The 25,722-nt window shown below is 39.9% G+C and carries 26 protein-coding genes; 1 reads left to right on the top strand and 25 read right to left on the bottom strand.

All coding sequences use genetic code 11. The features are described 5' to 3' along the window. Positions 1-1,145: 1,145 nt before the first annotated feature. The 25 genes from ACG2F4_RS17780 to ACG2F4_RS17660 all read right to left on the bottom strand — a co-directional run bounded on the left by ACG2F4_RS17780 (position 1,146) and on the right by ACG2F4_RS17660 (position 24,904). Positions 1,146-1,622, bottom strand: a complete 477-nt coding sequence (locus ACG2F4_RS17780) for a nucleotidyltransferase (protein ID WP_395262259.1) — start codon at positions 1,620-1,622, stop codon at positions 1,146-1,148. Next, positions 1,619-1,789, bottom strand: a complete 171-nt coding sequence (locus ACG2F4_RS17775; RefSeq protein WP_395262258.1) for a hypothetical protein — start codon at positions 1,787-1,789, stop codon at positions 1,619-1,621. The genes ACG2F4_RS17780 and ACG2F4_RS17775 overlap by 4 nt, the downstream gene beginning before the upstream one ends. A gap of 849 nt (positions 1,790-2,638) precedes the next feature. Beyond that, complete coding sequence (locus ACG2F4_RS17770) at positions 2,639-2,899, bottom strand: hypothetical protein (RefSeq protein WP_395262257.1); 261 nt, start codon at positions 2,897-2,899, stop codon at positions 2,639-2,641. Positions 2,900-3,102: 203 nt separating this feature from the next. After that, the gene (locus ACG2F4_RS17765; protein WP_395262256.1) at positions 3,103-3,510 is read right to left on the bottom strand and encodes a hypothetical protein; all 408 of its coding nucleotides are present in this window, start codon (positions 3,508-3,510) and stop codon (positions 3,103-3,105) included. Between the two features lie 101 nt (positions 3,511-3,611). Beyond that, the gene (locus tag ACG2F4_RS17760) at positions 3,612-3,830 is read right to left on the bottom strand and encodes a hypothetical protein (protein ID WP_395262255.1); all 219 of its coding nucleotides are present in this window, start codon (positions 3,828-3,830) and stop codon (positions 3,612-3,614) included. 526 nt (positions 3,831-4,356) lie between these two features. Continuing rightward, entirely contained in the window at positions 4,357-4,545 is a 189-nt protein-coding gene (locus ACG2F4_RS17755; RefSeq protein ID WP_395262254.1) for a hypothetical protein, read from the bottom strand. Positions 4,546-4,692: 147 nt separating this feature from the next. Next, positions 4,693-5,811 carry a DUF1972 domain-containing protein gene (locus tag ACG2F4_RS17750; RefSeq protein WP_395262253.1) on the bottom strand — a complete coding sequence of 373 codons (1,119 nt, stop codon included), beginning with the start codon at positions 5,809-5,811 and terminating at the stop codon, positions 4,693-4,695. 8 nt (positions 5,812-5,819) lie between these two features. Next, positions 5,820-6,920, bottom strand: a complete 1,101-nt coding sequence (locus ACG2F4_RS17745) for a glycosyltransferase (protein ID WP_395262252.1) — start codon at positions 6,918-6,920, stop codon at positions 5,820-5,822. 4 nt (positions 6,921-6,924) lie between these two features. Next, positions 6,925-8,040: a non-hydrolyzing UDP-N-acetylglucosamine 2-epimerase gene (gene wecB / locus ACG2F4_RS17740; RefSeq protein ID WP_395262251.1), complete on the bottom strand. Its 1,116-nt coding sequence runs from the start codon at positions 8,038-8,040 to the stop codon at positions 6,925-6,927. After that, complete coding sequence (locus ACG2F4_RS17735; RefSeq protein WP_395262250.1) at positions 8,037-9,149, bottom strand: hypothetical protein; 1,113 nt, start codon at positions 9,147-9,149, stop codon at positions 8,037-8,039. The genes wecB and ACG2F4_RS17735 overlap by 4 nt, the downstream gene beginning before the upstream one ends. A 39-nt stretch (positions 9,150-9,188) precedes the next feature. Further along, positions 9,189-10,421 (bottom strand): glycosyltransferase family 4 protein, encoded by a 1,233-nt coding sequence (locus ACG2F4_RS17730; protein WP_395262249.1) that lies wholly within the window; start codon positions 10,419-10,421, stop codon positions 9,189-9,191. Next, positions 10,421-11,806, bottom strand: coding sequence for a hypothetical protein (locus ACG2F4_RS17725; protein WP_395262248.1), 1,386 nt, complete (start codon positions 11,804-11,806; stop codon positions 10,421-10,423). The genes ACG2F4_RS17730 and ACG2F4_RS17725 overlap by 1 nt, the downstream gene beginning before the upstream one ends. Positions 11,807-11,816: 10 nt before the next feature. Continuing rightward, positions 11,817-12,593, bottom strand: a complete 777-nt coding sequence (locus ACG2F4_RS17720) for a glycosyltransferase family 32 protein (protein WP_395262247.1) — start codon at positions 12,591-12,593, stop codon at positions 11,817-11,819. Between the two features lie 14 nt (positions 12,594-12,607). Next, positions 12,608-13,768: a hypothetical protein gene (locus ACG2F4_RS17715; protein WP_395262246.1), complete on the bottom strand. Its 1,161-nt coding sequence runs from the start codon at positions 13,766-13,768 to the stop codon at positions 12,608-12,610. A 120-nt stretch (positions 13,769-13,888) separates the two neighbouring features. Further along, positions 13,889-14,881 (bottom strand): glycosyltransferase, encoded by a 993-nt coding sequence (locus tag ACG2F4_RS17710; RefSeq protein ID WP_395262245.1) that lies wholly within the window; start codon positions 14,879-14,881, stop codon positions 13,889-13,891. 22 nt (positions 14,882-14,903) lie between these two features. Beyond that, on the bottom strand, positions 14,904-16,097 hold the full coding sequence (locus ACG2F4_RS17705; RefSeq protein WP_395262244.1) for a hypothetical protein: 1,194 nt from the start codon (positions 16,095-16,097) through the stop codon (positions 14,904-14,906). 121 nt (positions 16,098-16,218) lie between these two features. Beyond that, positions 16,219-16,695: a GNAT family N-acetyltransferase gene (locus ACG2F4_RS17700; protein WP_395262243.1), complete on the bottom strand. Its 477-nt coding sequence runs from the start codon at positions 16,693-16,695 to the stop codon at positions 16,219-16,221. A 1-nt stretch (position 16,696) separates the two neighbouring features. Then, positions 16,697-17,950, bottom strand: a complete 1,254-nt coding sequence (locus ACG2F4_RS17695) for a polysaccharide pyruvyl transferase family protein (protein ID WP_395262242.1) — start codon at positions 17,948-17,950, stop codon at positions 16,697-16,699. Positions 17,951-18,004: 54 nt separating this feature from the next. Continuing rightward, positions 18,005-19,207 carry an acetyl-CoA carboxylase biotin carboxylase subunit family protein gene (locus tag ACG2F4_RS17690; protein ID WP_395262241.1) on the bottom strand — a complete coding sequence of 401 codons (1,203 nt, stop codon included), beginning with the start codon at positions 19,205-19,207 and terminating at the stop codon, positions 18,005-18,007. Further along, positions 19,204-20,286, bottom strand: a complete 1,083-nt coding sequence (locus ACG2F4_RS17685) for a DegT/DnrJ/EryC1/StrS family aminotransferase (RefSeq protein WP_395262240.1) — start codon at positions 20,284-20,286, stop codon at positions 19,204-19,206. The genes ACG2F4_RS17690 and ACG2F4_RS17685 overlap by 4 nt, the downstream gene beginning before the upstream one ends. Then, positions 20,283-21,746, bottom strand: a complete 1,464-nt coding sequence (locus tag ACG2F4_RS17680) for a lipopolysaccharide biosynthesis protein (protein WP_395262239.1) — start codon at positions 21,744-21,746, stop codon at positions 20,283-20,285. Before ACG2F4_RS17680 ends, ACG2F4_RS17685 begins: the two co-directional genes overlap by 4 nt. Further along, positions 21,736-22,281: a dTDP-4-dehydrorhamnose 3,5-epimerase gene (gene rfbC, locus ACG2F4_RS17675; protein WP_395262238.1), complete on the bottom strand. Its 546-nt coding sequence runs from the start codon at positions 22,279-22,281 to the stop codon at positions 21,736-21,738. The genes ACG2F4_RS17680 and rfbC overlap by 11 nt, the downstream gene beginning before the upstream one ends. A 46-nt stretch (positions 22,282-22,327) precedes the next feature. Continuing rightward, positions 22,328-23,197 carry a glucose-1-phosphate thymidylyltransferase RfbA gene (gene rfbA, locus ACG2F4_RS17670; RefSeq protein WP_395262237.1) on the bottom strand — a complete coding sequence of 290 codons (870 nt, stop codon included), beginning with the start codon at positions 23,195-23,197 and terminating at the stop codon, positions 22,328-22,330. Positions 23,198-23,308: 111 nt separating this feature from the next. Further along, positions 23,309-24,376: a dTDP-glucose 4,6-dehydratase gene (gene rfbB, locus ACG2F4_RS17665; RefSeq protein WP_395262236.1), complete on the bottom strand. Its 1,068-nt coding sequence runs from the start codon at positions 24,374-24,376 to the stop codon at positions 23,309-23,311. Positions 24,377-24,475: 99 nt separating this feature from the next. Beyond that, positions 24,476-24,904, bottom strand: a complete 429-nt coding sequence (locus tag ACG2F4_RS17660; protein WP_395262235.1) for a hypothetical protein — start codon at positions 24,902-24,904, stop codon at positions 24,476-24,478. A gap of 85 nt (positions 24,905-24,989) precedes the next feature. Between ACG2F4_RS17660 and ACG2F4_RS17655 the strand changes: the two genes are divergently transcribed. After that, positions 24,990-25,172 (top strand): hypothetical protein, encoded by a 183-nt coding sequence (locus ACG2F4_RS17655; protein WP_395262234.1) that lies wholly within the window; start codon positions 24,990-24,992, stop codon positions 25,170-25,172. The last annotated feature ends 550 nt before the right edge of the window (positions 25,173-25,722 follow it).

The raw sequence follows: 25,722 nt of genomic DNA, 5'->3' as shown, positions 1-25,722 counted from the left end.
TGGTTGGTGGTGCTTCCAAAAACTACCGCAAGGCGGGGTCAAATGCGACTCCGCTTTTTTATTTTCTTACTATTTTCCCCGGACAACAGTGATTAAAAATGATGAATTTCGAAGGGGCAGAAACGGAGAACCCGGGGCTTTCCCCCTTGTGGCAGTTATGATGGAAAAGCGGTAAATGATGTTCGAAGGGGGTGCAGGGGGATGTTCAGTGAGGAATGAAAAATAAGTAACGTGAGTTCTAGCTTCCAGCTTTAACATTGTTTCTTAATTTCTTGGGGCAGGGCTTTTATGAGGCTGTCCAAAAAGTCCAATAAGGGGAACGCCACTTAAATAATTAAGGCGTGGTCAATCTCCCTAAATCCCTCTTCTCCAAGAGGGACTTTGTAAGTGCCCATTCCATACAATAAGAGCCATTTTCTTGTCACTGAGTGCCTCCTTGGAGAAGGAGGACAGGAGGATTGATATTGGTAATAGTATTTTTAGCTATTTATACAATCTTGCTTTATAGAGTACGACCGAATTCGCAGCCAATCCTTACAAAAAGCATCTGCCAAGAGAAATGATGGCTCGGCGTTGGTTTAGGGTTCGCAGACTGTGCCTTCCCCCAAGGTACCCCACCGGGCAGGTGGACCGCACCGGGGCTGGTTTTGTCGATCGAAGCATGGTTCGAAACCTGCGAGGTTTGTTACTCCGGAAGGGACGACACTTCTTGCTGCAGGGGTTCTTTCTTCACGCCGCCGCTGCATGCGGCCGGACGGCTTACGAATCGCCAGGGCGGAAGGAGGATGGAATTATGAATGAAGAATTAGAAATAATGAATTTCGAAGGGGAGATTGTATGAACGAATTATAGCAATCATTCCGAAAACGGGAGAATTTCCTGTCTGACGAGGGGCGGGCGACAAAATATACAACCTGGTCTTTTCCGGCCTTGTATGGGGCGCGGAGGCCGAAGCAGGCGGGGGTGGATGCCCTGCCGGTGAAGGTTTTCATAGCGAGCAACCGGCGTGACGGACCATCAACATCCACGCCTGCACAGGCGGCAGCGGGTGCCCCCATTCCCCGCCTTGATTGTTGAGTTCCTTTTGGGTCAAGCCAAAAGGGACACCTCGGTTAAGGCACCTTGCAATCCGGAATTGTGCTACTCTAATCAATGCTTTCCAGATAGTTTAAATCTTCCAGGTCTTTATTCCTGCCCGCCTGACGTTTGTTAGTAATAAGATCAGATAATCCAATAATGTAAACCGGTATATTATTGTCTTTTATGGAAATAGATTCTGTTACACGTCCCTCCCATGCCTCATCAAAACGCACTCCTTCAATATCATTTATCAAATCGATTCGATTGGGAGGGACACCAAATTGGATAACGTATCCGGGGCTTTGCAACTCTTCAGGCTTCGTTAATCCGGGGATATCATTATCCCAAAATTCCAATAATGCATCGAACAACAGGACGACATTGTCACTATCTGAAGAATAAAAAAAATCAACGTCACCTGTTAAACGAGGATACCCATAATATATGACGGCTTCGCCTCCCACAATCAGATATTTTACCTCATATTTATCTAATAACACCAAAAATTGTTGGGTATCGGGAGAAAAGTATTCTGCTCTCATCTATTTAGCTTTCTCCATTCCTTAATATCAGGTGTATTTCCATATACTCGCTTTTTTAAGGTACGGGCAACTTTTTGACGTTCCTCAACAGACATACGAGTCGCTTGCCTGATATCCCATTTATCGGCCTCATTCTTATCTTTTGCAATATTGACAACACGTTTCATACGCAGACATAAAGTATGAATTTAATATTATTAGAGGTTTCGGATCCACTAGTCTGCAGGTCCCAAACCTCTTCTAAAATTAATGTACCAAGTAACCATGGATCAAACAAATGCAGGCCAGCGGGGGATTAAGAATTAAGAATGAAGAATTAAAAATGAAGAATTTCGAAGGGAGAGCTCGTATAAACGGGTTATAGCATCATGCCCAAGACCGGAAGAATTTCTGTCTGACGAGGGAACAAGCTACAAAATATACACCCTGCCCTTTCCCGGCCTTGAATGGGGCGCGGAGGCCGAAGCAGGCGTTTGTGGATGTTGCACCGGTGAGAACTTCGATAGAAGGCAACCAGCGTGACGGACCATCAACATCCACGCCTGCACAGGCGGCAGCGTTTGGCCCATTCTCTGCCTTGAGTTTTTGGTTCCTTTTGGGTCAAGCCAAAAGGGACACCTCGGTTGGGGAAAACAGTCTCCTGTTTCACATTCAGGCTTCTTAATCATCTTTCCTTGTTCATTTTTTCATCGAAGAATACCAAAAAAATCGCCGCCGGAGAATGGGAATTATGAATGAAGAATGAAGAATGATGAATGATGAATTTCGAAGGGGCAGAAACGGAGAACCCGGGGCTTTCCCCCTTGTGGCAGCAATGATTGAAAAAGCGGTAAATGATGTTCGAAGGGGGTGCAGGGGGATGTTCAATGAAGAATGAGGAATGAGGAATGAAGACTTCGTTAAGCAAGCTAAATCCCTCTTCTCCAACCAAAGCCTGTCCCGACCGCTTTCGGGAAGGGATTTTAACAGTGCCTTTATTGCATACTGAGCTAGATCTTATTCCAAGAGTTCCAAAATCAATTTAACTTTTCCAGTACGGCTTTCTCAAACCAGCGGGGATAATTTTCAATCTGCAGATACCCTTTGCCATCATTCTTCTTTTCAAACAGTACGGAACTTCGTCTCTTGGAATTATCCAGTATGTATGCCCGGTCTGTTGTCTTGAGGGCACTATATAGAAGTGACAAACTCCGTTCATATCTTTCAATAATCTTCTGTTCAGGAACCGGATGCCCACCCTTCTCGACCCTGTTTTTCACCCTGCTTATATTGATCATGGGATCATCCGTTGCAATAAAATAAAGATATGTCTTGTATCCCTTCGACTTAGCCCGGATTATTCACGAAATAATAGAAAATGAAGGTTTAGTAATCGATTTTATTTCAGATACAAAAAATTATCTATAGCTCAAATTTGGGTGTAGTTGCAACGGGCTGCGAAATTGGGTCGTGCACTTCGTTGTCTCCCGAAAATGGCTCGTCAACGTACCGAGGTACGCCTCCTGCGCCATTGTCGGGACGCCTTGTGCACAACCAAATTTCTTGGTGAATATTCCGGGTTAGCAAACTCCAGGAAGTCAATTTTACCGGGATGCGACATTACTGTCTCAAAACTAAAACTTATTTGCTCATCGAGCATCCTGTATCGTAGAAAATCAGTAATAAGAGCAGCCGTATAGGCATCCAAGTCATTATTTTCACAAATAAGCATATCTTCTTTGAGCCGTACATGAGGAACATTCCCCGCCTTCTCAATACGGGTTTGTAATTCCCCAACCTTCTCTAAAGCTTCCGTCCAATTTTCCTGAAGTACACCGGTCAGCTTATACTCTCTCAGATCCAGATATCCAGCATTTTCAAGCTGGTTCAACAGCTTATCTGCATTCAACACCGGTCCCAGTGGTATTCCGGTGTTATCCAACCTTTGGATGAGTTCGGTCTTTCCGGATCCGTTCGGTCCGGCAAACATTCTAACTCGTGGTACGGGCATTAATCAAAGATCACTATTCGAGGCGGGGAGGATTGTTTCTTTTTCTCAAGCTTTTTGATCCTGTGTTCTTCACCGGAAGCATCTAATTTAACCAGATAACCATCCTTTTCATACAACGTGTCTAATCCCAGGGCCCTGTTCTTTCTGCGAGCCTCGCGCGATATATGCCACAACGCCTTATTAAGTTCATCGGTCGTTATTTCTTTTTTCCTACTCATAATCACATTTCCTGTGCTTTAAATAATATCTTTCTGTTTATAAATATAACAAAAATCTACCCTGATTATTTATCAAGATGTTTTTGGCGGGCGCTTGCAACGTTAATTATTTTCATTTTCAATTTAAGTGATTATATAATTAACAGTTTTAAATTCCTATTTATTCAATCTCCCTCAACTACGTTGAAACTTCGTTAAGCAAGCTAAATCCCTCTTCTCCAACCAAAGCATGGTTCGTAACCTGCGAGGTTTGTTACTCCGGAAGGGACGACCCCTCTCAAGGCCACTGCCTATACGGGAAAGGAAACCTCGCAGGTTTGGGAGGTAGGCGTTGTTCGAACCCCCGGGGTTTTAGAAAGGGCATTGTTCTCTATCCCTGGAGGGCGCAAGGGCTTCAGTCTCCCTAAATCCTGCATTTTGGCAACCAGAAAGAAGGTACAATAAAAAATTTAAATCTGTGTATCGTTGTGACTGTGTTAATTTTCAATGACTGTTCAGTCCGAATAAGCGAGGATAACTTTAGACCTTAAGATAACTCTTCCCGGTCTCTGTTAAACGTACGGGACTCCCTGATCACATGTACCAATTCATCTGCACTTTCATCGCCTTTCCATCCGCCAAATGATTCGTAGATATTATTCTGACTTTCAGAAATATCGGTCTTAACCGATTCGGTAAGTCTCGAAATCAAATCAAGTTTATTAGACGTACTCATATTTTTTAACAGGGTGGTATAACTTTCAACAAGTCTTCTATCAATATCTGCGGTATTCATGATGCTATAAATGATAATTCAGTCTCAAAATAAACATAGGTAATGCCTATGTTGAACACCAAAAACTTAAAAGCAAATACGTTGATATTATTCATTTTCTATTCGATTGTTACCACAAGTTTCCTTAAATAGTTGTTCATATGCATCGATAATAATATCCCAGTGATAAAAATTATCTATTCTGCTAATATTCATTTGTATCAGCTTTTCTCTTTTATCTCTAATAGCTGAATAATTATTTAACATCCTGGCAATATCTTCTGAGTCTTCGAAGAATAGCCCCCCCTCTTTCAAAACAGACCGATTAAAAATATTATCATTCGCAATAATTAACGATGAACAGGCCATGGCCTCCAATAACGATGGATTCGTACCTCCAACCGAATGACCGTGGAAATAGGCCGAACTGAAATATCTCAAATTATTTACCACATTCTGATCATACACTCCCCCCAGAAATTGTATTTTCTCATTGTGTTTAAATCTTTCTTTAAAATACCTTCCATACTCCGTTTGGTGATTACCAATCACCAGAAATGGTATGGTATTATTTGAGCGATCATATCCTTCCAGAATCATTTCAATATTATTTGCAGGCTCCAACCTGGCAATGAGCATGAAATATTCGCCCGGTGACACATTATAGGATTCCAGATAGGCAGGATTCGGCTTTTCAAACAACGTAGCTCCATATGGAATCATCGTTGACTCGACATTATACTTTTGTTTCAAAAAGCGTTTGATCCCATAGTTATCAGCAACCAGATGATCCGATTTACGAGCACCAATTTCTTCAAACCACCGCATCATTCTTTTAACAAGCCCGGAAAATTTTGACCGCTTCCATTCAATGCCATCCATATTAGTAATAATATTGGAATTCTGGACTGGCAGTAATAAATATGATACAGAAGCCGTCCCATACCCGCATTCCAATATTACATCGAAATCTTTTTTTAGGGCGTCCCTTAAACAGAAAAAGTCATATATAAAGTGAGCTAACGAACCAACTTTTTCTTCAGGACAATATTGATAACAAATATTAACTTTCCCCAGACTGGAACCCGCCTCATTATGGAAATGGGGATTATACACCGTTACGGTATGTCCTCTATCCGCAAGTCCGGAAGAAAGATACTCTGCAAACTGTTCAAAACCTCCATACTTGTTAGGAATTCCGCGTGTACCTAATATTGCTATTTTCATTAAAACGATTAAATAATTTTTTTATATCCCTTCAATGTTTCTTGTGCCGTATCCTCCCATGTATAGTTATTTACTATCTTTTTAGTCAACTTGAGTTTAAATGGCTCTTTATAAGCACAAACAATTGCTTTTTTTATCGATTCTACACTATCTGGCTCACAGTAATACGCCATATCACCAAAGTAGCTTTCTGTGTCACCCTTTTTAGTAACTACGATATTGTTCTTCATAATAGCCGCCTCTAACGATGTTAATCCTGGAGTTTCCATCCATGAAGCTAATATATGTACACGACTAACTTTATAATATTTAGGCAGATCCTCGTGAGCAACTGGACCTATAAATTCACAATTCGCTGGGCTTTCTTGAATACACTTTTGCATATAATTTTTGAAGTTGGCACCAGCTTTACCAATAAATACAAATTTATATGGTAAAGCTTTAGCAGCACGAACAACATTCAACTGATTCTTCCTACCTTCAATCCGTGAAACACATAATACGCAGTCTCGATATTTTTCAATATCAGACGGAACTTCTACCTCTTCATATTTAAATTTATTTATATCTACTGCATTTGGGACACTATTATAAGTATAGCCATTAAGATTAAAGTCATTTATAACTCTCTCCATTTCTGATTCTGAATTAGGCAACAAAACATCTGTATATTTCAATATCTTTTTTTGCAGTTTTGTATGCCCATTTATTAAATATAATAAAGTTCCTTTGCTAAATTCATTATTTAATACAGCTCTTGCTACAACTTTTAAATATTCAATCTGGGTTATTGATAGTGTTTTATTAAGTATCTGAAGAAACCCACCTCGCCCCTTTTTTTCGTATTCTTCATAAGGTCCATAAATTGTTGAAAGAGCAATTTTTTTATTCTGCTCTTTTGCATTTTTTACCTGCAAATATAAATCCTGCGGTCTCATTAAATTAAAAACATGAACAATATCATAATCTGATAAGTCGGGAGTTAATTCAAGAGATATATTAACTTCAATACCCAATTTCTCAAGATGTTCTTTAGTTTTCAGAATTTGAGTGGTATCTCCTCCTGGAGCTGAAAATAAAGTCTTTCGTGACTGAAATAGAACTCTCATAGGTTTAATTTAAAGCTGTTACAATTTTACTACTAGCTGATCCATCACCAAAGGGATTATTCGATACACTCATCTCCTCATATTTTTTATCATCATTCAAAAGTTTTAGAGTCTCGTCAACAATTTTTTCTTTACTTGTACCTACCAGTTTTACGGTCCCAGCCTTCAAAGCTTCAGGGCGCTCCGTTGTTTCTCTCATTACCAACACCGGTTTACCTAATGAAGGAGCCTCTTCTTGTATTCCACCGCTGTCTGTAATGATTATTTTTGACTTATTCATTAACCATACGAATGAAGGATATGCTAGCGGATCAACTAAATGAATATTAGGAATTCCTTGTAGTAACCTATTAACAGGTTCTTGGACATTGGGATTTAAATGTACTGGATAAACTATTTCATTCTCATTATTTGCTTGTGCAATTTCTGTTAGTGCATTACAGATATTTATAAATCCTTGACCAAAATTTTCTCTACGATGACCTGTTACCAAGATTATATTTTTTGAAAAATCTATCCCTCTCTCTATTTCTTTTATTTTTTCGTTTGAATAACCTCTATTTATTTTTTCAATACTATACATCAATGCATCAATAACAGTATTTCCAGTTACAACAATATTATCTGAATCAACGCCCTCTCTCTTTAAGTTACTTTTAGCATCTTTAGTGGGTGCAAAATGCAGATCCGCAATCCTACCTGTAATTTGTCTATTCATTTCCTCTGGGTAGGGAGCCCATTTATCCCAGGTTCTCAAACCGGCCTCAACGTGTCCAACCTTGCATTCTGAAAAATAAGAAGCTAACGCTACAGCTGTTGAAGTTGCTGTATCTCCATGAACCAACACCCAATCTGGCTTAAAATCATCTAATATATATTTGATATTAACCAAAATATCAGCCCATAAGCCATTAAGGGTTTGATTCTCCTTCATCAAATCCATATCAAAATCAGGTTCAATTTCAAAAAAGTCCAAAACCTGATCCAACATCTCACGATGTTGGGCTGTCACACATATTTTAGTTTTAAATTGTTTGCTCTTACTCAACTCTTTAACCAACGGAGCCATCTTAATAGCTTCAGGACGAGTCCCAAATACTGATAATATTTTTTTACTCATTTATTAACTACTCCATTAATTTTATTTAAAATTTCTAGCCAGTTATGCATATGCTTTCGTATATCTTCTTCCAGTCCGCTTAATTTATTTCTTTCTAAATATTGACTTACTACAGTTAATAGATAACATTGAAAAATTAAATCTGGATTATTTATATATTTCAAAAAATATTTCTTGATAGATTGGTAAATATCAAATATTTCTTGACCCGTCATCTTTTTTTCAAAAATGGCGGTTTGGGTAAAAAAATGAAATCGATCCATAAAGGGTGGACAGGTTCGTTTGGCATACTCCCAATCAAAGACAAACAGCTCCCCCTCTTCTACAAACATATTCCAGGGAGTAAAATCACCGTGAAACATGGAAAACATGACCTCCCTGCCTTCATAATGGTCCCGCACCTGTTCAATCCCTTTTTTCAGCACCGTACCCTCAACAGCAGAAACCCTTGATAATTGTTGGGATAACTTATCAAGCATTCGCGCAAATGCGGTTTCCCCAAATGGTAATTGTCGCCTGGTTTTTTCGTGCAGCTCCTTCAAAAAAAACGAATGTTGATCTTCCCATTGATGTATCGTCTTTGATGCATTGGTCTTTGCCGTGGTTTGCACAAAAAGGTCAATATCTTCTTTGAAATTGCCACAAAACAGGCATTCCGGCACCTGCTCTATACCTTTTTGCTTCAACTCATCCAGAATCCCTTTTTCATGCCGAAATATTTTTTTAATCTCTGTGTTATTAGAAACCTTGCAGTATCCCAGAATACGATCCTCACTGAATATTTGAATAGTCATTTTTTGGTGGACCGACGGTGTTCCCCCGAATACTGAAAATTCTATGTTCTCAATCCCAAATAGCTTCTGAAATAATACTTCCAACTCTTCAGAAAGGGCATACTGCCTTTCCTCAATCCCGATTACCGACTGAACCAGATCTATATTTTTTAGTGATGGTAACCAACGTTTAAGAAGCTTTCCTTTTAAGCTGCTGGGCTGATAGAGATTTAACCCTGTTTTAATATTTCTTTGGGGTATCACCCATTGCTTGTCATCACTATTAGAAAAGAAAATAAATACGTTATCCCCTCTTTGGTCTATAACTTTATTCAAGAGTTCTTTAATACTACCACCTCCTTATTTTGCCATTGGCTAATTTACATTTCCATCCAATTCATCCAGGAGACGCTCCATAAATTTTCCCTTGGCCTCCCAGTTGAATTCATTTTTTATACGTTCACGGCCGGCCTTTCCCATCCTTTTCCTTAATTCCGGGTCATCAATTAGCCTGCAGATTGCTTTGGCCATATCTCTGGGCATCTGTTCGGGATCTGTGACGGGCAGTAGAATGGCTGACTCTTGATCTGTAATAATTTCCATCCCTGACCATTTGAGACATATAACAGGCAACCCTACTGCCATAGCTTCCATTAATGCCCAGCTACCTCCTTCCCGAAGACTTGGAAATAAATAGATATCTGATTCCGATAATTTCTCAAGTACCTGTTTCCTGGGTACTTCCGAGATTATTTCTACCTGGTCATTTAAATCAAGGCCATCTATTTCCTGTTCTATGCGCTTTCGTTCCGGACCGGATCCTATTATAGTATATATTACATGTCTGGAGAAAGGTAATTGATCTAAAGCCTTAACTGCCGATACAATATTCTTAGACGGCATTAAACGTCCCGTAGAAACTAATCGGATTGACGAATCCTTACATAAACTATAATCCTTTGAGTAGTTAAATACATCATTTTCCATTGCTGTTTCTAATATAACCTCGACTTTATCTCGATATTTACCAGGAATAACTTGTGCCGAATTTTTTGTGCGTACTAAAATTGCTTGCGCTTTAATAGCAGGCAACATAATAAATGGGTTTAGAAAACTGGTCCTGTGCATCAGTTTTCTAACATAGTGTAAGAACCATTCTCTATATGATAAAACAGTACTGAATGATTCTGGCTCATTATCCCCTCCCCCTACGGGTCCCCATATGAATGGAATATTAAATAAAGGCAAAAATGTAGGCATCCACATGCTGCCGAATGTAAGATGCATAGAATAATCAAACGAGATCTCTTTTTTCAGCTTTAACACCAACGGGATAATCCCAACTTGCCAGCAGAAATAATAAAAATATAATCCCTTGGCCTTGTTTTTCAGTCCCTTTATAAAATCATTGGTATCATAATAGTGAAAAGTGATATTGAACTTCACGTCTTCACACAGATGGGCCTCAATGGGCTCTTGATTATTGGCGCGGGTAATGACGTGCACCTTATTATGTTTCGCCATTTGCAGCACCCAATTCCATCCAACGCCCTGTTCCGATCCTTTAAGTGGTTCACAACCGTACGCGCTAACTAAAATTTTTCTCACTATACTTTTTTTGTAAACCTTTCAATAATGATTTCAGTAGCTTCTTCTACCAGGTCTTCGGGGGGCTTTGAGGCATCCATTACAATAAAACGGTCATTGGTATCTGCCAACTTTTTGAATTCCTTCAATTGTCTTTCAATTTCTTCAAGTGATAGTTCTTGTTTACGCTCGTAAACTGTTTCGGCATCCGTGAGCAATACAAAAGAAATTTGGGGGTGCGGAACCAGCCTTGTAAATATTTTTCGTACCCAGTAGGACAAATTGATGCGAGACCGGTGGGGATCAATCAAAAAATCATAGATATATCGATCATAGATAGTAAACCTATCGAACTGAACATCTTTTCTTATTTTTAAAGGTACACCGATCAGGTAATCAAGCCAGTAATACCCCATTCGTAGAAATGAATTTACCTGTCCCGCTGGTTCAGCCCGATGTGGATTCGTAAAGTTCTTATCCTGTTTTTTTAATCCGGCTTTATGACCGACTGCTCCTAAATTGGGTAGTATTGTTGGGCGATGATGGTAAACATGTGTTTTTGTTTCGGCCAAAAAATAATATTCTATAGATTCTGTTAAACCATTGATAAATGTCGACTTTCCAGATCCGTCTGGACCATGAACAGAAATAAATTTTTGAAATTTCCGGGGACAAATTACTATTCGATAAAATTTCTCAGCCAAAAACTTAAAAATATTGACTAATGTCTTGTAAGGCTTTCGTAAAAATGCTCTCTTTTTTGTTTCTTTCGATAGTAAAGAGGCCATATTCTCTATTCGGGAAAATTTTTCGTTCTCCAATGAAGAAATGATTTCTTTTCCTAATTTTTCACCTGCCGTATTAATAATCTTATTATTAATACAATCTGCATATCTACTATATATTGAATTAATCTTATCCTGATATTTTTTTTTTAAATAATTTGCCCCAATTAATTTATAGTATAGTAGCATAAGAGCATTATACGGTTCATTTAAAACCCTAAAATTCTTATGTGCTTTTGTATTTTGATAAAGTATATCAAAAGAAAATATTTCAAAACCCTTGGAAAGGTATCCTTCAATTAAATCAATGTGAATAGAAAAATTATTTTCAACATTAATTCCAAACCAGCATCGCACTCTCTCATATTTTACAACATGGAAATTTGAAATGTTTTTCTTCTGAAATATAGAACGAAGAATTGAAGCAGCTTTATCATAGGTACCGCAATCTATAATAATATCAACATCTTTTGCATTATTTTGTTTAGGAAGTCCCTCATAGTTACGAAGTATAAAATACCGAATTTCAGCTTTATTTAGTTCTTGTATAAAATCAGATAATATTTCTGTATGTAATTCTCCCCACTTTATATGGAATTTTCCATCAGTCTGTAAATTCATTATAGCGTTTCTATCTTAACCAATTTCTTACTTTAATCTCTAATTTCTTTGTTTGTTTATTGCCTATAATCTTGGAACTCCAATCCTTGCACTTTCTGAGAATCGGTCGACATACCTCGACCCAAAATTTATTCTCCCCTCTTTGCTTTTGTCGCTTAGTTAGCCAACTACCCTTATAATGATGAATAGTTACTGTCTCTTTTGTAGTTTTAAATTCACCCTTTTCAATCTTTTTCGGGAAAAATTTTTCTCGGTTATAAACATGTAGACTGTCAATTTTTTGTTCTTTCCCATTTAATTCTACACCAAATTCAACCAATACATTCCCAAGCACTTGAGGATTAGCGGTAAGCTGTATATTCCCATCGGAATCTATAAAAGATCGATTTTTATAATGGTCTGCAAAATTTTTTACTATTGGATGTTTTGGTTTAAACGCCATCAAGGCCGTACCTACATCACTACTATTTTCAAACCCTAAAACTGCTTCTTTTCCTTTCAATAAAGGTGTGAAGTTTTGTAATACCTCCAGATCGGTATCTAAATATATCCCCCCATGCTTATATAATACCATTGCTCTTACAAAATCACTTACAAAAGCATAATACTCATTCTCATACGCTTGTTTAGCAAATTGAAATGACTCAATATCAAAAGTTTGTTCATTCCAAAATTTCAATTTGTAATCAGGTAAATATTGTTTCCACGACTCTATACATTTACGTTCTAAATCTGGAATATCTTTAGGCCCAAACCAACAATAATGAATTATTTTGGGGATCTTCATTGCAGACAGATTACTTATTTGTGATAATTTTTACTGAAAAATCTATTCGTATATAAAAGTACAATACATAGCCAAACAATCTGATTATTTATACCATACATAAACACTAATAAAACCCAAAAAAGAAGGCTTAAATAATCACTTTTATTAAAAGTACTCATTAACGAAAAAACGAAAAATAGGGCAAATGATAAAAACCCAAAATTAATCCATACCTGCAAAAGCCCCCCTCCTGTTAATCCTTCGGGTGAAGCCGGTATGATTGTTGATAAGAATGTGGAAACATGGTCAATCCCATGACCAAACCAACCATTAAGTGTCGTTACATCGATCATGCGGCTAAGAACTATGAAAGGAACAATCCGAAAGGAGGCGCTAAGATCAGCCTGAATTATCGCTTGTATATCAAGCGATAACGTAGCCACAAATGTATCCCACGTACGTTTGTAAGCCTCAACTCCCATCCAGTTAATAATAAGTACAATCAGACCCAACACTCCTGCCAGCGGAATCAGGTTACGCAATCGCATGAACTTGAGGAGAACAATAATAATAAACAGGAAACCGGTGGCACTGCCCATGGTTACCATAGTCCAAAGAAAACCCATCCACACCCAGCGGTCATTGTAAACATCCAAGGTTAATTTATAAGCTCGATCTAAAATTAATTCACGCACCGTGATGTAACAGTACATCAGCAATGCCACGATCCTGGCGCTATGGGAAGGTTCCGCCGCCAAGGCATTCAGCGTCCAGGGGGTTTCAGAATTATAATTACTTGCATTAAACACCGGCAAACCCGTTAACACACAAAATTGCTGAATCAGGAGCACTATAAAATAAGCGTAAATCAAATATTTGAGCAGATCCCTGTACTGCTCAACCTTAAAGGAGTTCACATGCAACAGGCGATTATACGCCATAAAGGCACCGCAAAACATACAGGAATAGAGCACCGTGGACCACCGCATATGTTCCGGCTGGTGCACCAGCGGAATCACAATGATGCTGGCCATAAACAGCAACAACCAGATATCACTTTTGTAGAACTTGGGTATAGCAATTACAACCAGCGGTGAGAGGCCCATGACCCCGATCAGCAGCAAATTCCGGTTGCCTTGACCAAGTACAAAAGCCGGAGCTACGGCCAGAGAAACCAGTATTAGATACAGCAAAATTCTTGATGCTGAAATTGAGGTTGATCGACCTATGTACGATGTTGAAGATAAATTCATGCTAAATGAGGCATTGCGACGCTAACTACCCAAATTTCAAAATGGTAAGATAAATCAGAATTACAGTATTTTTTGATAAGCAGTTTCAAGCTTTTGAGCAACTGCATTAAGCGAGTTCTCCTTCCTTATTTTCTTTTGGAGCTGCGGCTGATAGGTTTTGCCATTTAATAATTTCGAAACGCTTTTCCCAATTTCATCAATGTCATATGGATCAACAACTTCAGCCATACCATCATAATACTCTTTGGGTCCACCCAATTCTGTTATTACAATATTACAACCCATTGCAGCTGCTTCAAGGGCTACAATTCCAACTCCTTCATTAGTACTGGGCAAAGCAAACACCTTTGCACGGGCATACAGATTCATTAGCTCATCTTTTGAAAGGTAGCCCCGATATTCAACATATTTACTATCTCCGATCCAGCTATCAAGCAGCTTGCGCTCCTTTTGGTTTCTTAGTTTACCCCCCAATACCAATTTGAACTTGTACTTATTGGCAGCCTGTATTAACCGTTTTACATTCTTACGCTCATCAGTAAGTAAGCTTAGATGGAAACAAAAAGGCTCCTTGTCAGGAATATTGTCTTTGGTAGTAATATTATAGGAAAGAGGTACAACCACACTTTTATCACCATTTATTGCAAGTCCTCTAGTGATATAACGTTGTTCAAATTCTGATCGGGTAAGGAACAGTTTTATTTTATCTGTAACCGATTTAAAGCTGTGGTATCTGTTGGTTAATCCCAATTTTAGACTACCCCAGCGAGCATATAGTTTCAACCTGTTTACACTATAATCAGGATCAAGGATGGGTGAAACTACAATATTGGGATTTATTTTTGAAACACCCATTATATGATCACGCATATAAATACTAAACCCATAGTAATGGATGATATCGAATTCTTCCCAATAGTTTTTATTCCACATGTTTATCATCGTTACATTATGTTCCAAACGCTCCAACCCCTCTTTCCATGTACGTGCCTGACTTACAACTCCGTTGGAAGGTGCTAACGTTGGCCCAGATAAGATAAATGCGATATTCATAATAAGTTCTTTATAAACTATTTTAACTAACTAAATCATACCTCTTTAATTTCATCCAAATAGGCGATATTAATTTATTGATTATTTTGGCCGTTAATTCTATTCCAAAGATTGTCAATATTATTTTTTTTAATCGCTCATTCATAGATAGTGTGGCTTCGCTAATATCAAAATATTCACTTGAATTTGCTGACTTTTCAATGAAGTCAAGGTGATCTGAATAGTCTACAATAGGTTTTCTATTACCAATCCGTGAATTCCCGTTTTCACTAAATCTGTCCTTAATTAATATATCCTCAAGTAAGTTAGTAAATGAAATAATTGGCTCATCATCTCTATGCAATGTATTTTCTGTAGTTTCCCCTAACACTCCAATAGGTTTAAAGTCTTTCCCATCAATTGCGATTGTTGGAATTCCAAGCTCCTGAGAAATTCGACAAGCACCCGAACTGGAAAAATATACATCTGCTAATTTAACAAGTTCAATCGGAATAGGGAAAATTAAACCACTAATGTGTAAATCTACATTATCTATGTTTTTAAGTTTATCTTCAATTTCAATTCTCGACTTATTATTTGAAGCACCACCAATAAGTAGTACCGTAAATGTTTTGTTTTTATTCTTTTTCGCGAAACGTATTATACTATTTAAAGATTCTTTTAAAAATAATTTATCAATTCTTCCAATTGATCCTATGATAAAGTCATTTTGAGGAATAGAATCTATCTTTTTATAAGGTATTTCATCTAAAACATGAATCCCACTTGCACCATGTGCGGTCAAATAACATGATTCATCTCTTCCTATTTTCCGCCATCCATTGAACATATAAAGAAGAGAATTCTGTGTAATTCCTGCTAATTCTCCTCTATCAAGTTTAAAGTTTAAAAACTCAAACATATCATTATTTGGAATTCTGGGATCTTCAGACAAACAATAAATAATATGTTTTGCATTTAAATGCTCCGCGACTAGTTCACCCCATGTAGCACAATTAAGAGTTTGAGATTCTATAATGATTTCACTGCATTTACTAGGTATAGACTCACAAATAAGGTTAATTACTTCTTTTTGAGTCTCGCTATCCCAATAGTAAGCAGGAAATTGCAAACGACTATCACAATTATTCTTGAATGGAATGAAATCTTGAACAAATAATTTTCCATGCTTAACATCAGCATGAAAATAATCAACTTCATATCCTAAACTCTTCAAAGACTTCATTTTATTAGCAGTGTATATGTGACCACCACCAATATTTCTGATCAAAGTTGTTAGGAAGAGGTAATACTTCATTATAAATTATATATCAGTAGTTTATTTCATAAAATTATCATTAAATCATTTTTCCCATTATCAACCAGCGTTGTCTATCTTTACTACTTAAAAGACGCAGTTTCTCATCTTTTACTATAAAATAGTTTCTTTTATAAAAATTAATAGCTGAAATATTATCCTTATGTACTTCTAATTTTATTTCCCTCATCCCTTCTGATCTGGCCAATTCAATTGATTTCTCCAGTAATTTCTTTCCTAAACCCTGCCCTTGGTATTCTTTTATCATTCCAATAGTTGTTATAAAAGCAGTGTAATTATCATAATCATTACAATACACTGCTGACATACCCACAGTTTTAGTGCCAGATTTTATAAAAAGAATTTCAGCATTTTGAACAATTTTTCCCGCATACGTGGTCAAATCAACTAGTGAACTAATCGGGGGGGTATAATGGTCATCTAACTTTTCCAACACCTCTAAAACGTCTTTTCTTTTAATAGCTGATTTATCAACTATTTCAATTTCAATACTCATATTAAATTTCTTTAAGTAGATCGAAACTCTTTTGAGCCATTTCTTTAACTACTGGCAACTGATCTTTAAGATGTTTTTTTACCTCATCTCTATTAATCCAACATTCATTTATCGTCTTAATCAAACTTTGGCCAGAAGAAGGATCGGCAATATAATCTTCCATACCGGTCACCTTGGCAAAACCTTCTAATTTATGGGCTTTAGGTTCATGGCCGTAATCAATAATTACCGTAGGTATTGCCTGAGACAAACCCGCAACCGCACCGTGTACGCGACCACTAACATGGAAATCAAAATTCTTTATTAATGCTTTCGCTTCTTTCGGGTAATAAACACCATCTATAGCATGTACATGTTTGGTTCTACCTCGTTGTTCTAATACAGTTTGCAACTGTTTAGCAATAGGATAATCACGGCCATGTTGTAACTCAAATTTCTTAGGTGGAATTGGGAAACCGTTATTATGAGACATTAAAAATACATCTAAACCAAGTTCATCAATCATATACTCAACAGCATCAGCAAACTGATCATAATCTTTGTCCTTACGAGGCCACTTATCAAATGGTGCTTCCGTAAAATTCCATCCGCATAAAATAAAACCAGCTGAAGGTCTGTCCGTCTCATTTATTTGCTCTTTAATTACTGCACCCTCTATCTCTGACTGTTCGGCCGGTTCAAACAAGAAGGAAGGACAAGCCAAACTATGTGTTTTGGAAATATCGAATCCCCGCTCTTTTAACAGTTGCTTACTTATAGCTTCCCTGTTTGTAACCAGGTCAAACTCTTTAAAAACCTCTTTCGCAAACTCCAGTGTGTTTTGCTCCTTAAAAGGTCCGGGTGAGCCCGCAAGCATAGCTGTCGGTGTATTTAAGAGTTGAGCTACCCGATTTTTGCATAATCCCACTAAAAAACGATCATCACCAACTAAATTCGCATTATCACCCCAAATATCTCCACTAAAGTCTATTACCAAATCAGCCTCCAATACTTCTTTGATATATGGTGTTTTTTTAGGCAAATACCCTGATTTCTCGAAAATTTCCGCACTCGCTAATTCTGTTAATGCAATGTCTAAATCATCTTCAGACCAGTTGTAATAATATTCCATTGGTATTACAGTAACGTTCTCTCTTTCACAAAACCGATCCGACATTTGAAATGTGGTTCGGATTTCCGCATCTGGATATACGCGATGCAGCTCCCTTATAAAAGGTTCTATGATGTAATAATTACCAATATTACCAAATTCCATGCGACCCCAATGCAACGTACACTGGCCAATAAGTAAAATGTTCATAAATGTTAATTAATAAGTTTTTACTGTTATATATTTATGCATTTCATCAAGTTTATTAATCATTTCCTGATGGTCTTTAAACTTCAGGATAAAAGTTCCCAGCGTATTATGGGATCCATCAAATTTCTGCACTTTGTCTCCTTTTTCTACCATAATATTTTGCTCAACAATATGAGGCACTATTTCATCATCGATAACTATTTTTTCAGCCGTTCCAGTCTTACGGGCATGCAAAATATAAGATGAGTAAAATCCCTTCGTATCCACCTGTTTCAAATCGGAGCAATCCTTACCCAAAGCTCCTTCTACTGAATATTTTATAAGATCTACACCCGTGGCATATTTGACAACCTCCGGAATCAAATTGCCCCCACTTCTCGGGCCAATCTCAATGATATAAATATTGTCAGCCTGATCTATTATAAATTCTATATTAAGCCCCCCGACCTTCATATCAAGCAGAGACATTATCCGATCAATCTGCTTCCGGGCTCTTTTTTGAATTTCTTCGCTTTCCACATATGGGAAACTAATACCTACCGGTACGTGAGAATGGCATTCATAATCATTATGCTGCGTACCAAAACAACTAAAAGATAAATGGCCATCCCAGACAAACCCATCACCATCCATTTGATAGGATCTCTTTTCGATAAACTGCTCAATTACAACTTGATCAGAAAGGGAAAAATCTTTTGCCTTTTCAAAAAAAGCATCAAACTTGTCAATAGCTGACAATTTGCTTACGCCTTTTGAACCCGAGGAATCTACCGGTTTGACAATAATGTTTTCAAAATTATCTAATAAATAGGCAGCATACTCTTTGGCATTAGTTAGTCCTTTGAAAGAATCTGATTCTGGAACATTAAAATTATGCTGTTTTAAGAATCTCCTGAACAAATCCTTTCTCTGTAATGTCAAAACTGATTTATAGGGATTTCCAGGAAGTCCCAATTTTTCTGATACGTAAGCCGCCGTGGGTGCACCGGGATCGGAGGCATAAGAAAGAATTCCATCTATATTAAGTTCTGATGATAGTTTTAAAATCTCATCTTTTTTTATAGTACTAACGTCATGATACTCATCTGAAAATTTATGCCCGGGATTATCAGGTTTGTAATCAGCTGTTATAACATAATATCCGGCCTCTTTTGCATATTTTATAGCAGGTACTTGAAAATGACTAGCCCCAAGCATTAATATTTTCTTCATACAACCTGAAATGTCTTTTTTATCGTACTTGAAATGATTTTTTGTTGTACTTCAGTTAAATCATGGTAAAGTGGCAAACATAGTATCCGTTGCGATATATCTTTTGATATTTCCATCAATTTTCCATTCACATATTCAAGATCGGACAAACTCGGATAAAAATATCTGCGCGGTGATATACCAGCCTCTTCAAGTGATTCTTTTATATCTAGTGTAATGTCCTCATTTTCAAATATGACTGGATAGTATGAATAGTTAAAAACTGCTTCAGGATTTAGAGTAATACTTTTTATTTCAACATCTTCAAATAGATCCTGGTAGAACAACCACTGTGTTTTTCTTTTTACTAAAATGTCTTCAATGTATTGAAGGTTACATAATCCCATAGCCGCATGGAATTCCGAATTTTTTCCATTAATTCCTACGCCCTCAAACTCTTCGTATCCAGCATGGCCAAAATTCCGCATGCGTTGTACCTTATGGCTAATTTCCGGATCTTTGGTAATTACTGCTCCACCTTCTACGGTATGAAATAACTTGGTAGCATGAAAACTGGCTGTGCTTATATCTCCATAGCTATAGACCGACTTGCCTTTATATTTTGTCCCAAAACAATGGGCGGCATCATAAATAATCTTAAGATCATGTCGGTCAGCTATATCTTGGATAGCTTCAATATCACAGGGATTGCCAAATACATGCGTGGCCAATATACCGGTCGTTTCACCGGTGATCGCTTCCTCTATCAGATCAGGATTGATATTCAAGGTCTCTGGATCTATATCTACAAATACAGGCGTACATCCCTCCCAGACAATGCTGGAAGTGGTAGCCACATAGGAGAAAGGAGTCGTAATAATTTCGCCTTTTAGGCCCAATACTTTAATTGCAATTTGCAGGGCTATGGTACCGTTTGAAACATAGTTCAAATGAGGCACATCTAAATAATCTTCCAACTCATCTTCCAGTTGCTGTACCAACGGGCCGTTATTGGTCAGCCAATTGCGCTGCCAAACATTGTCGAGCAGTGCTTCGTATTCTTCCCTCGGCGGTAAAAAGGGTTTGGTGACAGGAATCATATGTGTAATAGTAATTTAAATTTATTCGGTAAATAGGGCCGGGCTATTTTCAACACTATATCAACCGTTTCTGTACGGAATAGCAAGTTCCCACCAATGTATATTATGCCGGCTAATAATAAATAACCTATCAACAGCAACAGTGAATGAGCGGGGTATAAATAAGTTGCTATTCCTACAATAGAAATCATGGGTATAGATAGTACCAACACCCTGCCTATATCCTCTCCCTGCTCGGGAATAGAGTAGTTCAAGAACCGGGCTGTATACCAGGTGTTTATAAAAAGCGCTATGTATGATGAAATCACCTGGCAAATGAGCAATCCGTATATTCCAAATTGAATGCCAACAACAATGGCAATAGTAGTATTTACCTTTTTTATAACTTCAAGTTTCAGGAACAAGTCCGAACGGCCAACTACCTTAAGTATATTCAGATTGATAGAATGTAAGTGATATAACAAACCACTTAAGGAAAGCAGCTGAAGAAAAGGGACGGCCGGCCTCCACTGCTCACCCAATACCTGTACCAGCAATGGTTCAGCTAACAATATCAGCATCATCATACCCGGAAAGATCACAAATGAGCTGCATTTTACAATCTGTCGATACCCCCTTTTTAAACGCGCTGGATCATTACCTGCTTTAGACAACAAGGGATAGGTTACTTTTTCGATAATGCCCGCTAAATTCTGGCCTACCATCCGCTGCACTTTTTTTGCCTGGGTATAAAATCCCAGCGTGGATACGGCAAAAAACTTACCGATCACCAACTTATAAATATGCTGATAGGTGGTATTTAACAGTCCTGATAGCAATAATTTATACCCAAACCCAAATAGTTTGGTAAACGAGTCTTTATCAAAATGAAATCGAATATTCGCCGGTTGTAATAACCATAAGAAAAGACTGCTAAAACCCGTAATCAATAAATACTGAGCCACCAATGCCCACACCCCATAGTTCAAATAGGCCATAGTAACTGATCCCATTCCGGCAATAAACATAGCTGGTACCTGGGCGTAGGCCTGCTTTTTAAATTCAAGTTGCTGTGTCATTTCAGATCGCTGTACGATAGCTATGCCCGAAAAAATAACTGTTATTCCCATAACACGGGTTAAGTTCACCAGCTCCGGGCGTTCAAAAAATTGGGCAATCCAGGGTGCACATATGTAAAGTAATCCATAAAAAATTATGGAAAGTAACAGGTTGAACCAGAACACCGTGGACCGATCTTGATCGGTAATCTCTTTTTCACGAATCAACGCCTGGCCCATACCACTGTCAACGAAACTCTGGGCCACGGCAAAAAAGATCATAATCATACCGATAAGGCCAAAATCCTCAGGGGTCAGCAGTCGTGCAAGAATAATAAATATTATAGCTTGTATGATTTGCTGACCAAACCGTTCTACGATCACCCAAAGTACACCTTTTGAAGCTTCCGCTTTAAGTGACATATTCCTTTTTTAATACTTCAAATGAGCCCAACTCCAAATCTTTGTCTGTAATAATGGGATCATTAACGGGCCAGTGAATATTCAGAATTTGATCATCCCAGACAATCCCCCCTTCATCATCAGGATGATAATAATCTGTGCATTTGTAATTAAAGTCAGCTACCTCACTTAACACACAAAACCCATGGGCAAAACCCGGTGGTATATACATTTGCAGGTGATTCTGGTCACTCAGTTCGTTACCGTACCATTCTCCGAATGTATCTGATTTCGGACGGATATCCACCGCTACATCGAACACTTTTCCACGTCGCACACTAACAAGCTTGCCTTGGGGATGTTCTTTCTGAAAGTGCAATCCACGCAACACGCCTTTGGTGGAGCGAGACCAGTTGTCCTGTACGAAGTCTTCTTTTATTCCTATTTCCCTGTACCGTTCTTGCTGCCACGTCTCCAGGAAAAAGCCGCGCTCGTCTTTGTAGACATCAGGTTGAATAACGAGTAAGCCGGGGAAGGGTTCTTCTAGAATTTTCATTGTTGAATGTTGAAGCTGAGGTTGAGGCCCGAGGTTCTTCTTAACCTTAACCTGAGCCTAAAAGCATTTCCAAGTATTCGCCGTAGCCGTTTTTGCTGAGTTCGTCAGCCATAGCCAGCACTTCGCCGTCGTCGATCCAGCCTTTGCGCCAGGCGATCTCTTCGAGGCAGGCGATCTTGAGTCCCTGCCGCCGCTCGATAATTTCTACAAACTGGGCGGCCTCGAGCATGGCATCGTGGGTGCCGGTGTCGAGCCAGGCGAAGCCGCGGCCCAGCAGTTCTACGTTCAGGTCACCTGCTACTAAATATTGTTTATTCACATCGGTGATCTCGAGTTCCCCGCGGTCGGAGGGTTCTATGTTTTTGGCGATATCGACCACGCGGTTGTCATAGAAGTAGAGGCCGGTGACGGCATAGTTGCTTTTGGGATCATCCGGCTTTTCTTCAATGGAGAGCGCTTTCTGGTTTTCGTCAAAATCCACCACGCCAAAGCGTTCGGGGTCGCTCACCTGGTAGCCGAAGACGGTGGCGCCCTGCTCGCGTCCTGCGGCGTTATGGAGCATTTCCGAAAGGCCCCGCCCGTAGAAGATGTTGTCGCCCAGGATCATAGACACATCATCATCGCCTATAAACTCGTCCCCGATAATAAAGGCCTCGGCCAATCCATTGGGTTCATCTTGTACGGCGTACTGCAGGTTCAGACCCCACTGGCTGCCGTCTTCGAGGAGTTCTTCGAACCGGGGCGTGTCTTTGGGGGTGGAGATAATGAGTATGTCGCGTATGCCGGCCAGCATCAGCACCGAAAGCGGGTAGTAAATCATCGGTTTGTCGTATACCGGGAGCAGCTGCTTGGATACGCCTTTTGTTATGGGATACAGGCGGGTTCCGCTTCCACCAGCTAAAATTATGCCTTTCATGTTGTTATAGCTTTTAGTTTCATTTTTGAAATTTTTCGATTTTTGTCAACGGTCGAAGGTCAAAGGTCGGACATTGGACTTTTCGACTTTCGACTTTCAGACCTTCGACCTTCATTTTGTGCCTAATCTTTCTAAGTCGTAGTTGTTGCTTGTGACGGCCTCACACCAGTCAATATTGTCCAGGTACCACTGCACGGTTTTGCGGATGCCGGAGTCGAAGGTTTCTTCGGGTTTCCAGCCGAGTTCGGCTTCGATCTTGGAGGCATCGATGGCGTAGCGAAAGTCGTGGCCGGGGCGGTCGGTGACGAAGGTGATCTGATCCTCATAGGTACCTTTATCTTTAGGCTGTAACTCATCCAAAATAGAACAGATCGTATTAACCACTTCAATATTCTGCTTCTCGTTATGGCCGCCGATGTTGTAGGTTTCACCGATCTCCCCTTCCTGCAATACCTTGTAGAGGGCGCGAGCGTGATCATCCACGTAGAGCCAGTCGCGCACGTTTTCGCCGGTGCCGTACACCGGGATATCCCCTCCCTGCAGGGCCTTGAGGATGACGACCGGGATCAGCTTTTCCGGAAACTGGTACGGCCCGTAGTTGTTGGAGCAGTTGGTGATCAGTACCGGGAAGTCGTAGGTGTGGAACCATGCACGGGCCAGGTGGTCGGAGGACGCCTTGCTGGCCGAGTAGGGCGACCGGGGATCGTAGGGCGTGGTCTCCTTGAAAAATCCCTCTTCCCCAAGCTCCCCATATACTTCGTCCGTGGACACATGGAGAAAGCGAAACTCCTTCTTTTTCTGCTCCCCCAGTTCCTCATAATATTCTTTGGCGATGTCCAGCAGGTTGTGGGTGCCCACAATGTTGGTTCGGATAAACTCCGCCGAGCCGTCGATGGAGCGATCGACATGCGATTCCGCGGCCAGATGCACGACGGCATCAGGCTTGTACTTCCGGAACATATCTTTCATTTCATCTGAATCGCAGATATTGGCCTTTTCGAAGTGATATCTTGCGGAGTGATCAATTTCTTCAAGGTTTTCCAGATGTCCGGCATAGGTCAATTTGTCTACATTGATAACAGTATTGTCTGTTTCCCGAATTAAATAACGGACGAGGGCGGAGCCAATAAAGCCAGCACCGCCGGTTACGAGGATGGTTTGTGATTTGGGGCTACTCAATGTTTGTGTGTTTCATTAAAGTTATGGACGACCGACGACGGACCACGGACGACCGGGGTGCCGTGGTCAGTGGTCGGTAGTCAGTCGTCGGTGATCGATTCAACGCAACCGCTCGATAATCAAAAATCCCGTCGCAATACTTGACAGTACCGGGGCCACCACGCGCACATAATCCACAAAGGAGGGCCGGCGCTTCACCTGCAGGGCCACCACCTGGTTGTTTTTCAGTTCAAAATTCCGCATGCCGTCGGGCAGCGGCTCGTTGAAGCGGTACCGGAACGTCCGTACCTCCTCCATGCCCGTCTCCTGGCTGTACTCCGAGACACTGACCTCCACACGCAGCTTCGACCAGTCCAGCCGGGTCTGGTCATCGCTGATGGTACGGGGTCCAAAAGCGTAGGAGATCAGCTCCGGAAGACTGGTATTCCGGGGAATAAGATAGCGGCCGGCACTGCCCACATCGCCCCACACATTGACCGAATCCGCCAGCTGCCCCGGCTCGGCCACGCGAATGATGCGTTCAGCCATGCGGAATTGCTGGGATTCTGGGACCCCCCTATTTTGCGCAACACTTTGAGATGGAGACAGCGCGAGGAAGAGGAGGGGCAGGAGTATGAGTAAGGCTAAGGTTGAGGTTGAGGTCGAGGGGGTGGTCCTGGTCAGCGGAAGTGCCTGGATGGCTGCTGACGGCTTTTTCAGGAAGTTGGAGATCATGTTATTTCGTATTGGGTATTGCGTATTTTGGGTGTGGGTGCAGGTGCCTGTTTGTTTATGGGTCAATACATGGTTTTGCTGATTGCGAGGAACAGGCGCTTGTTGTTTTGGGCTTGGTTCGGGTCCGGGTTTGTTGCCTGAATGGCTTACCCTTTCTACGATTCAACTGATTCTACGTCTAAACCTCTCAACGATTTAATGGCTAAACTTTTCAACGGTTGAATAACGGGCGTAAGGTTAATGGTTGAGGGTTTTTATGTCAAGCGGGAATATAATTATAATGTTAAGAATTTCTTAATCTTTTGGGTGGTGGAAGGGAATTATGAATGAAGAATTAAAAATGATGAATTTCGAAGGGGAGATCGTATGAACGAGTTATAGCATCATGTCCAAGACCGGAAGAATTTCTGTCTGACGAGGGAGCGAGCTACAAAATATACAACCTGGTCTTTCCCGGCCTTGAATGGGGTGCGGAGGCCGAAGCAGGCGGGGTGGATGCCCTGCCGGTGAAGGTTTTGATAGCGGGCAACTTGCGCAACGGACCATCAACATCCACGCCTGCTGAGGCCGGAGCGTTTGGCCCATTCTCTGCCTTGAGTTTTTGGTTCCTTTTGGGTCAAGCCAAAAGGGAC

The sequence above is a fragment of the Halalkalibaculum sp. DA3122 genome (assembly GCF_043951865.1).
GTDB lineage: Bacteria > Bacteroidota > Rhodothermia > Balneolales > Balneolaceae > JAMQKA01.
Note: the sequence above shows the minus strand (reverse complement) of the source record. Positions and strands in the feature narration are given on the sequence as shown.

Bases quoted from the DNA above. Each gene is read 5' to 3' on its own strand.
- ACG2F4_RS17780 (WP_395262259.1), bottom strand. From the start codon at position 1,622: ATGAGAGCAGAATACTTTTCTCCCGATACCCAACAATTTTTGGTGTTA.
- ACG2F4_RS17710 (WP_395262245.1), bottom strand. From the start codon at position 14,881: ATGAATATCGCATTTATCTTATCTGGGCCAACGTTAGCACCTTCCAAC.
- ACG2F4_RS17720 (WP_395262247.1), bottom strand. From the start codon at position 12,593: ATGAAGATCCCCAAAATAATTCATTATTGTTGGTTTGGGCCTAAAGAT.
- ACG2F4_RS17750 (WP_395262253.1), bottom strand. From the start codon at position 5,811: ATGAAAATAGCAATATTAGGTACACGCGGAATTCCTAACAAGTATGGA.
- ACG2F4_RS17770 (WP_395262257.1), bottom strand. From the start codon at position 2,899: ATGATCAATATAAGCAGGGTGAAAAACAGGGTCGAGAAGGGTGGGCAT.
- rfbC (WP_395262238.1), bottom strand. From the start codon at position 22,281: ATGAAAATTCTAGAAGAACCCTTCCCCGGCTTACTCGTTATTCAACCT.
- ACG2F4_RS17745 (WP_395262252.1), bottom strand. From the start codon at position 6,920: ATGAGAGTTCTATTTCAGTCACGAAAGACTTTATTTTCAGCTCCAGGA.
- ACG2F4_RS17760 (WP_395262255.1), bottom strand. From the start codon at position 3,830: ATGAGTAGGAAAAAAGAAATAACGACCGATGAACTTAATAAGGCGTTG.
- ACG2F4_RS17700 (WP_395262243.1), bottom strand. From the start codon at position 16,695: ATGAGTATTGAAATTGAAATAGTTGATAAATCAGCTATTAAAAGAAAA.
- ACG2F4_RS17725 (WP_395262248.1), bottom strand. From the start codon at position 11,806: ATGAATTTACAGACTGATGGAAAATTCCATATAAAGTGGGGAGAATTA.
- ACG2F4_RS17655 (WP_395262234.1), top strand. From the start codon at position 24,990: ATGAGTAAGGCTAAGGTTGAGGTTGAGGTCGAGGGGGTGGTCCTGGTC.
- ACG2F4_RS17755 (WP_395262254.1), bottom strand. From the start codon at position 4,545: ATGAGTACGTCTAATAAACTTGATTTGATTTCGAGACTTACCGAATCG.
- ACG2F4_RS17695 (WP_395262242.1), bottom strand. From the start codon at position 17,950: ATGGAATTTGGTAATATTGGTAATTATTACATCATAGAACCTTTTATA.
- ACG2F4_RS17775 (WP_395262258.1), bottom strand. From the start codon at position 1,789: ATGAAACGTGTTGTCAATATTGCAAAAGATAAGAATGAGGCCGATAAA.
- ACG2F4_RS17680 (WP_395262239.1), bottom strand. From the start codon at position 21,746: ATGTCACTTAAAGCGGAAGCTTCAAAAGGTGTACTTTGGGTGATCGTA.
- wecB (WP_395262251.1), bottom strand. From the start codon at position 8,040: ATGAGTAAAAAAATATTATCAGTATTTGGGACTCGTCCTGAAGCTATT.
- ACG2F4_RS17690 (WP_395262241.1), bottom strand. From the start codon at position 19,207: ATGAAGAAAATATTAATGCTTGGGGCTAGTCATTTTCAAGTACCTGCT.
- ACG2F4_RS17660 (WP_395262235.1), bottom strand. From the start codon at position 24,904: ATGGCTGAACGCATCATTCGCGTGGCCGAGCCGGGGCAGCTGGCGGAT.
- ACG2F4_RS17685 (WP_395262240.1), bottom strand. From the start codon at position 20,286: ATGATTCCTGTCACCAAACCCTTTTTACCGCCGAGGGAAGAATACGAA.
- rfbA (WP_395262237.1), bottom strand. From the start codon at position 23,197: ATGAAAGGCATAATTTTAGCTGGTGGAAGCGGAACCCGCCTGTATCCC.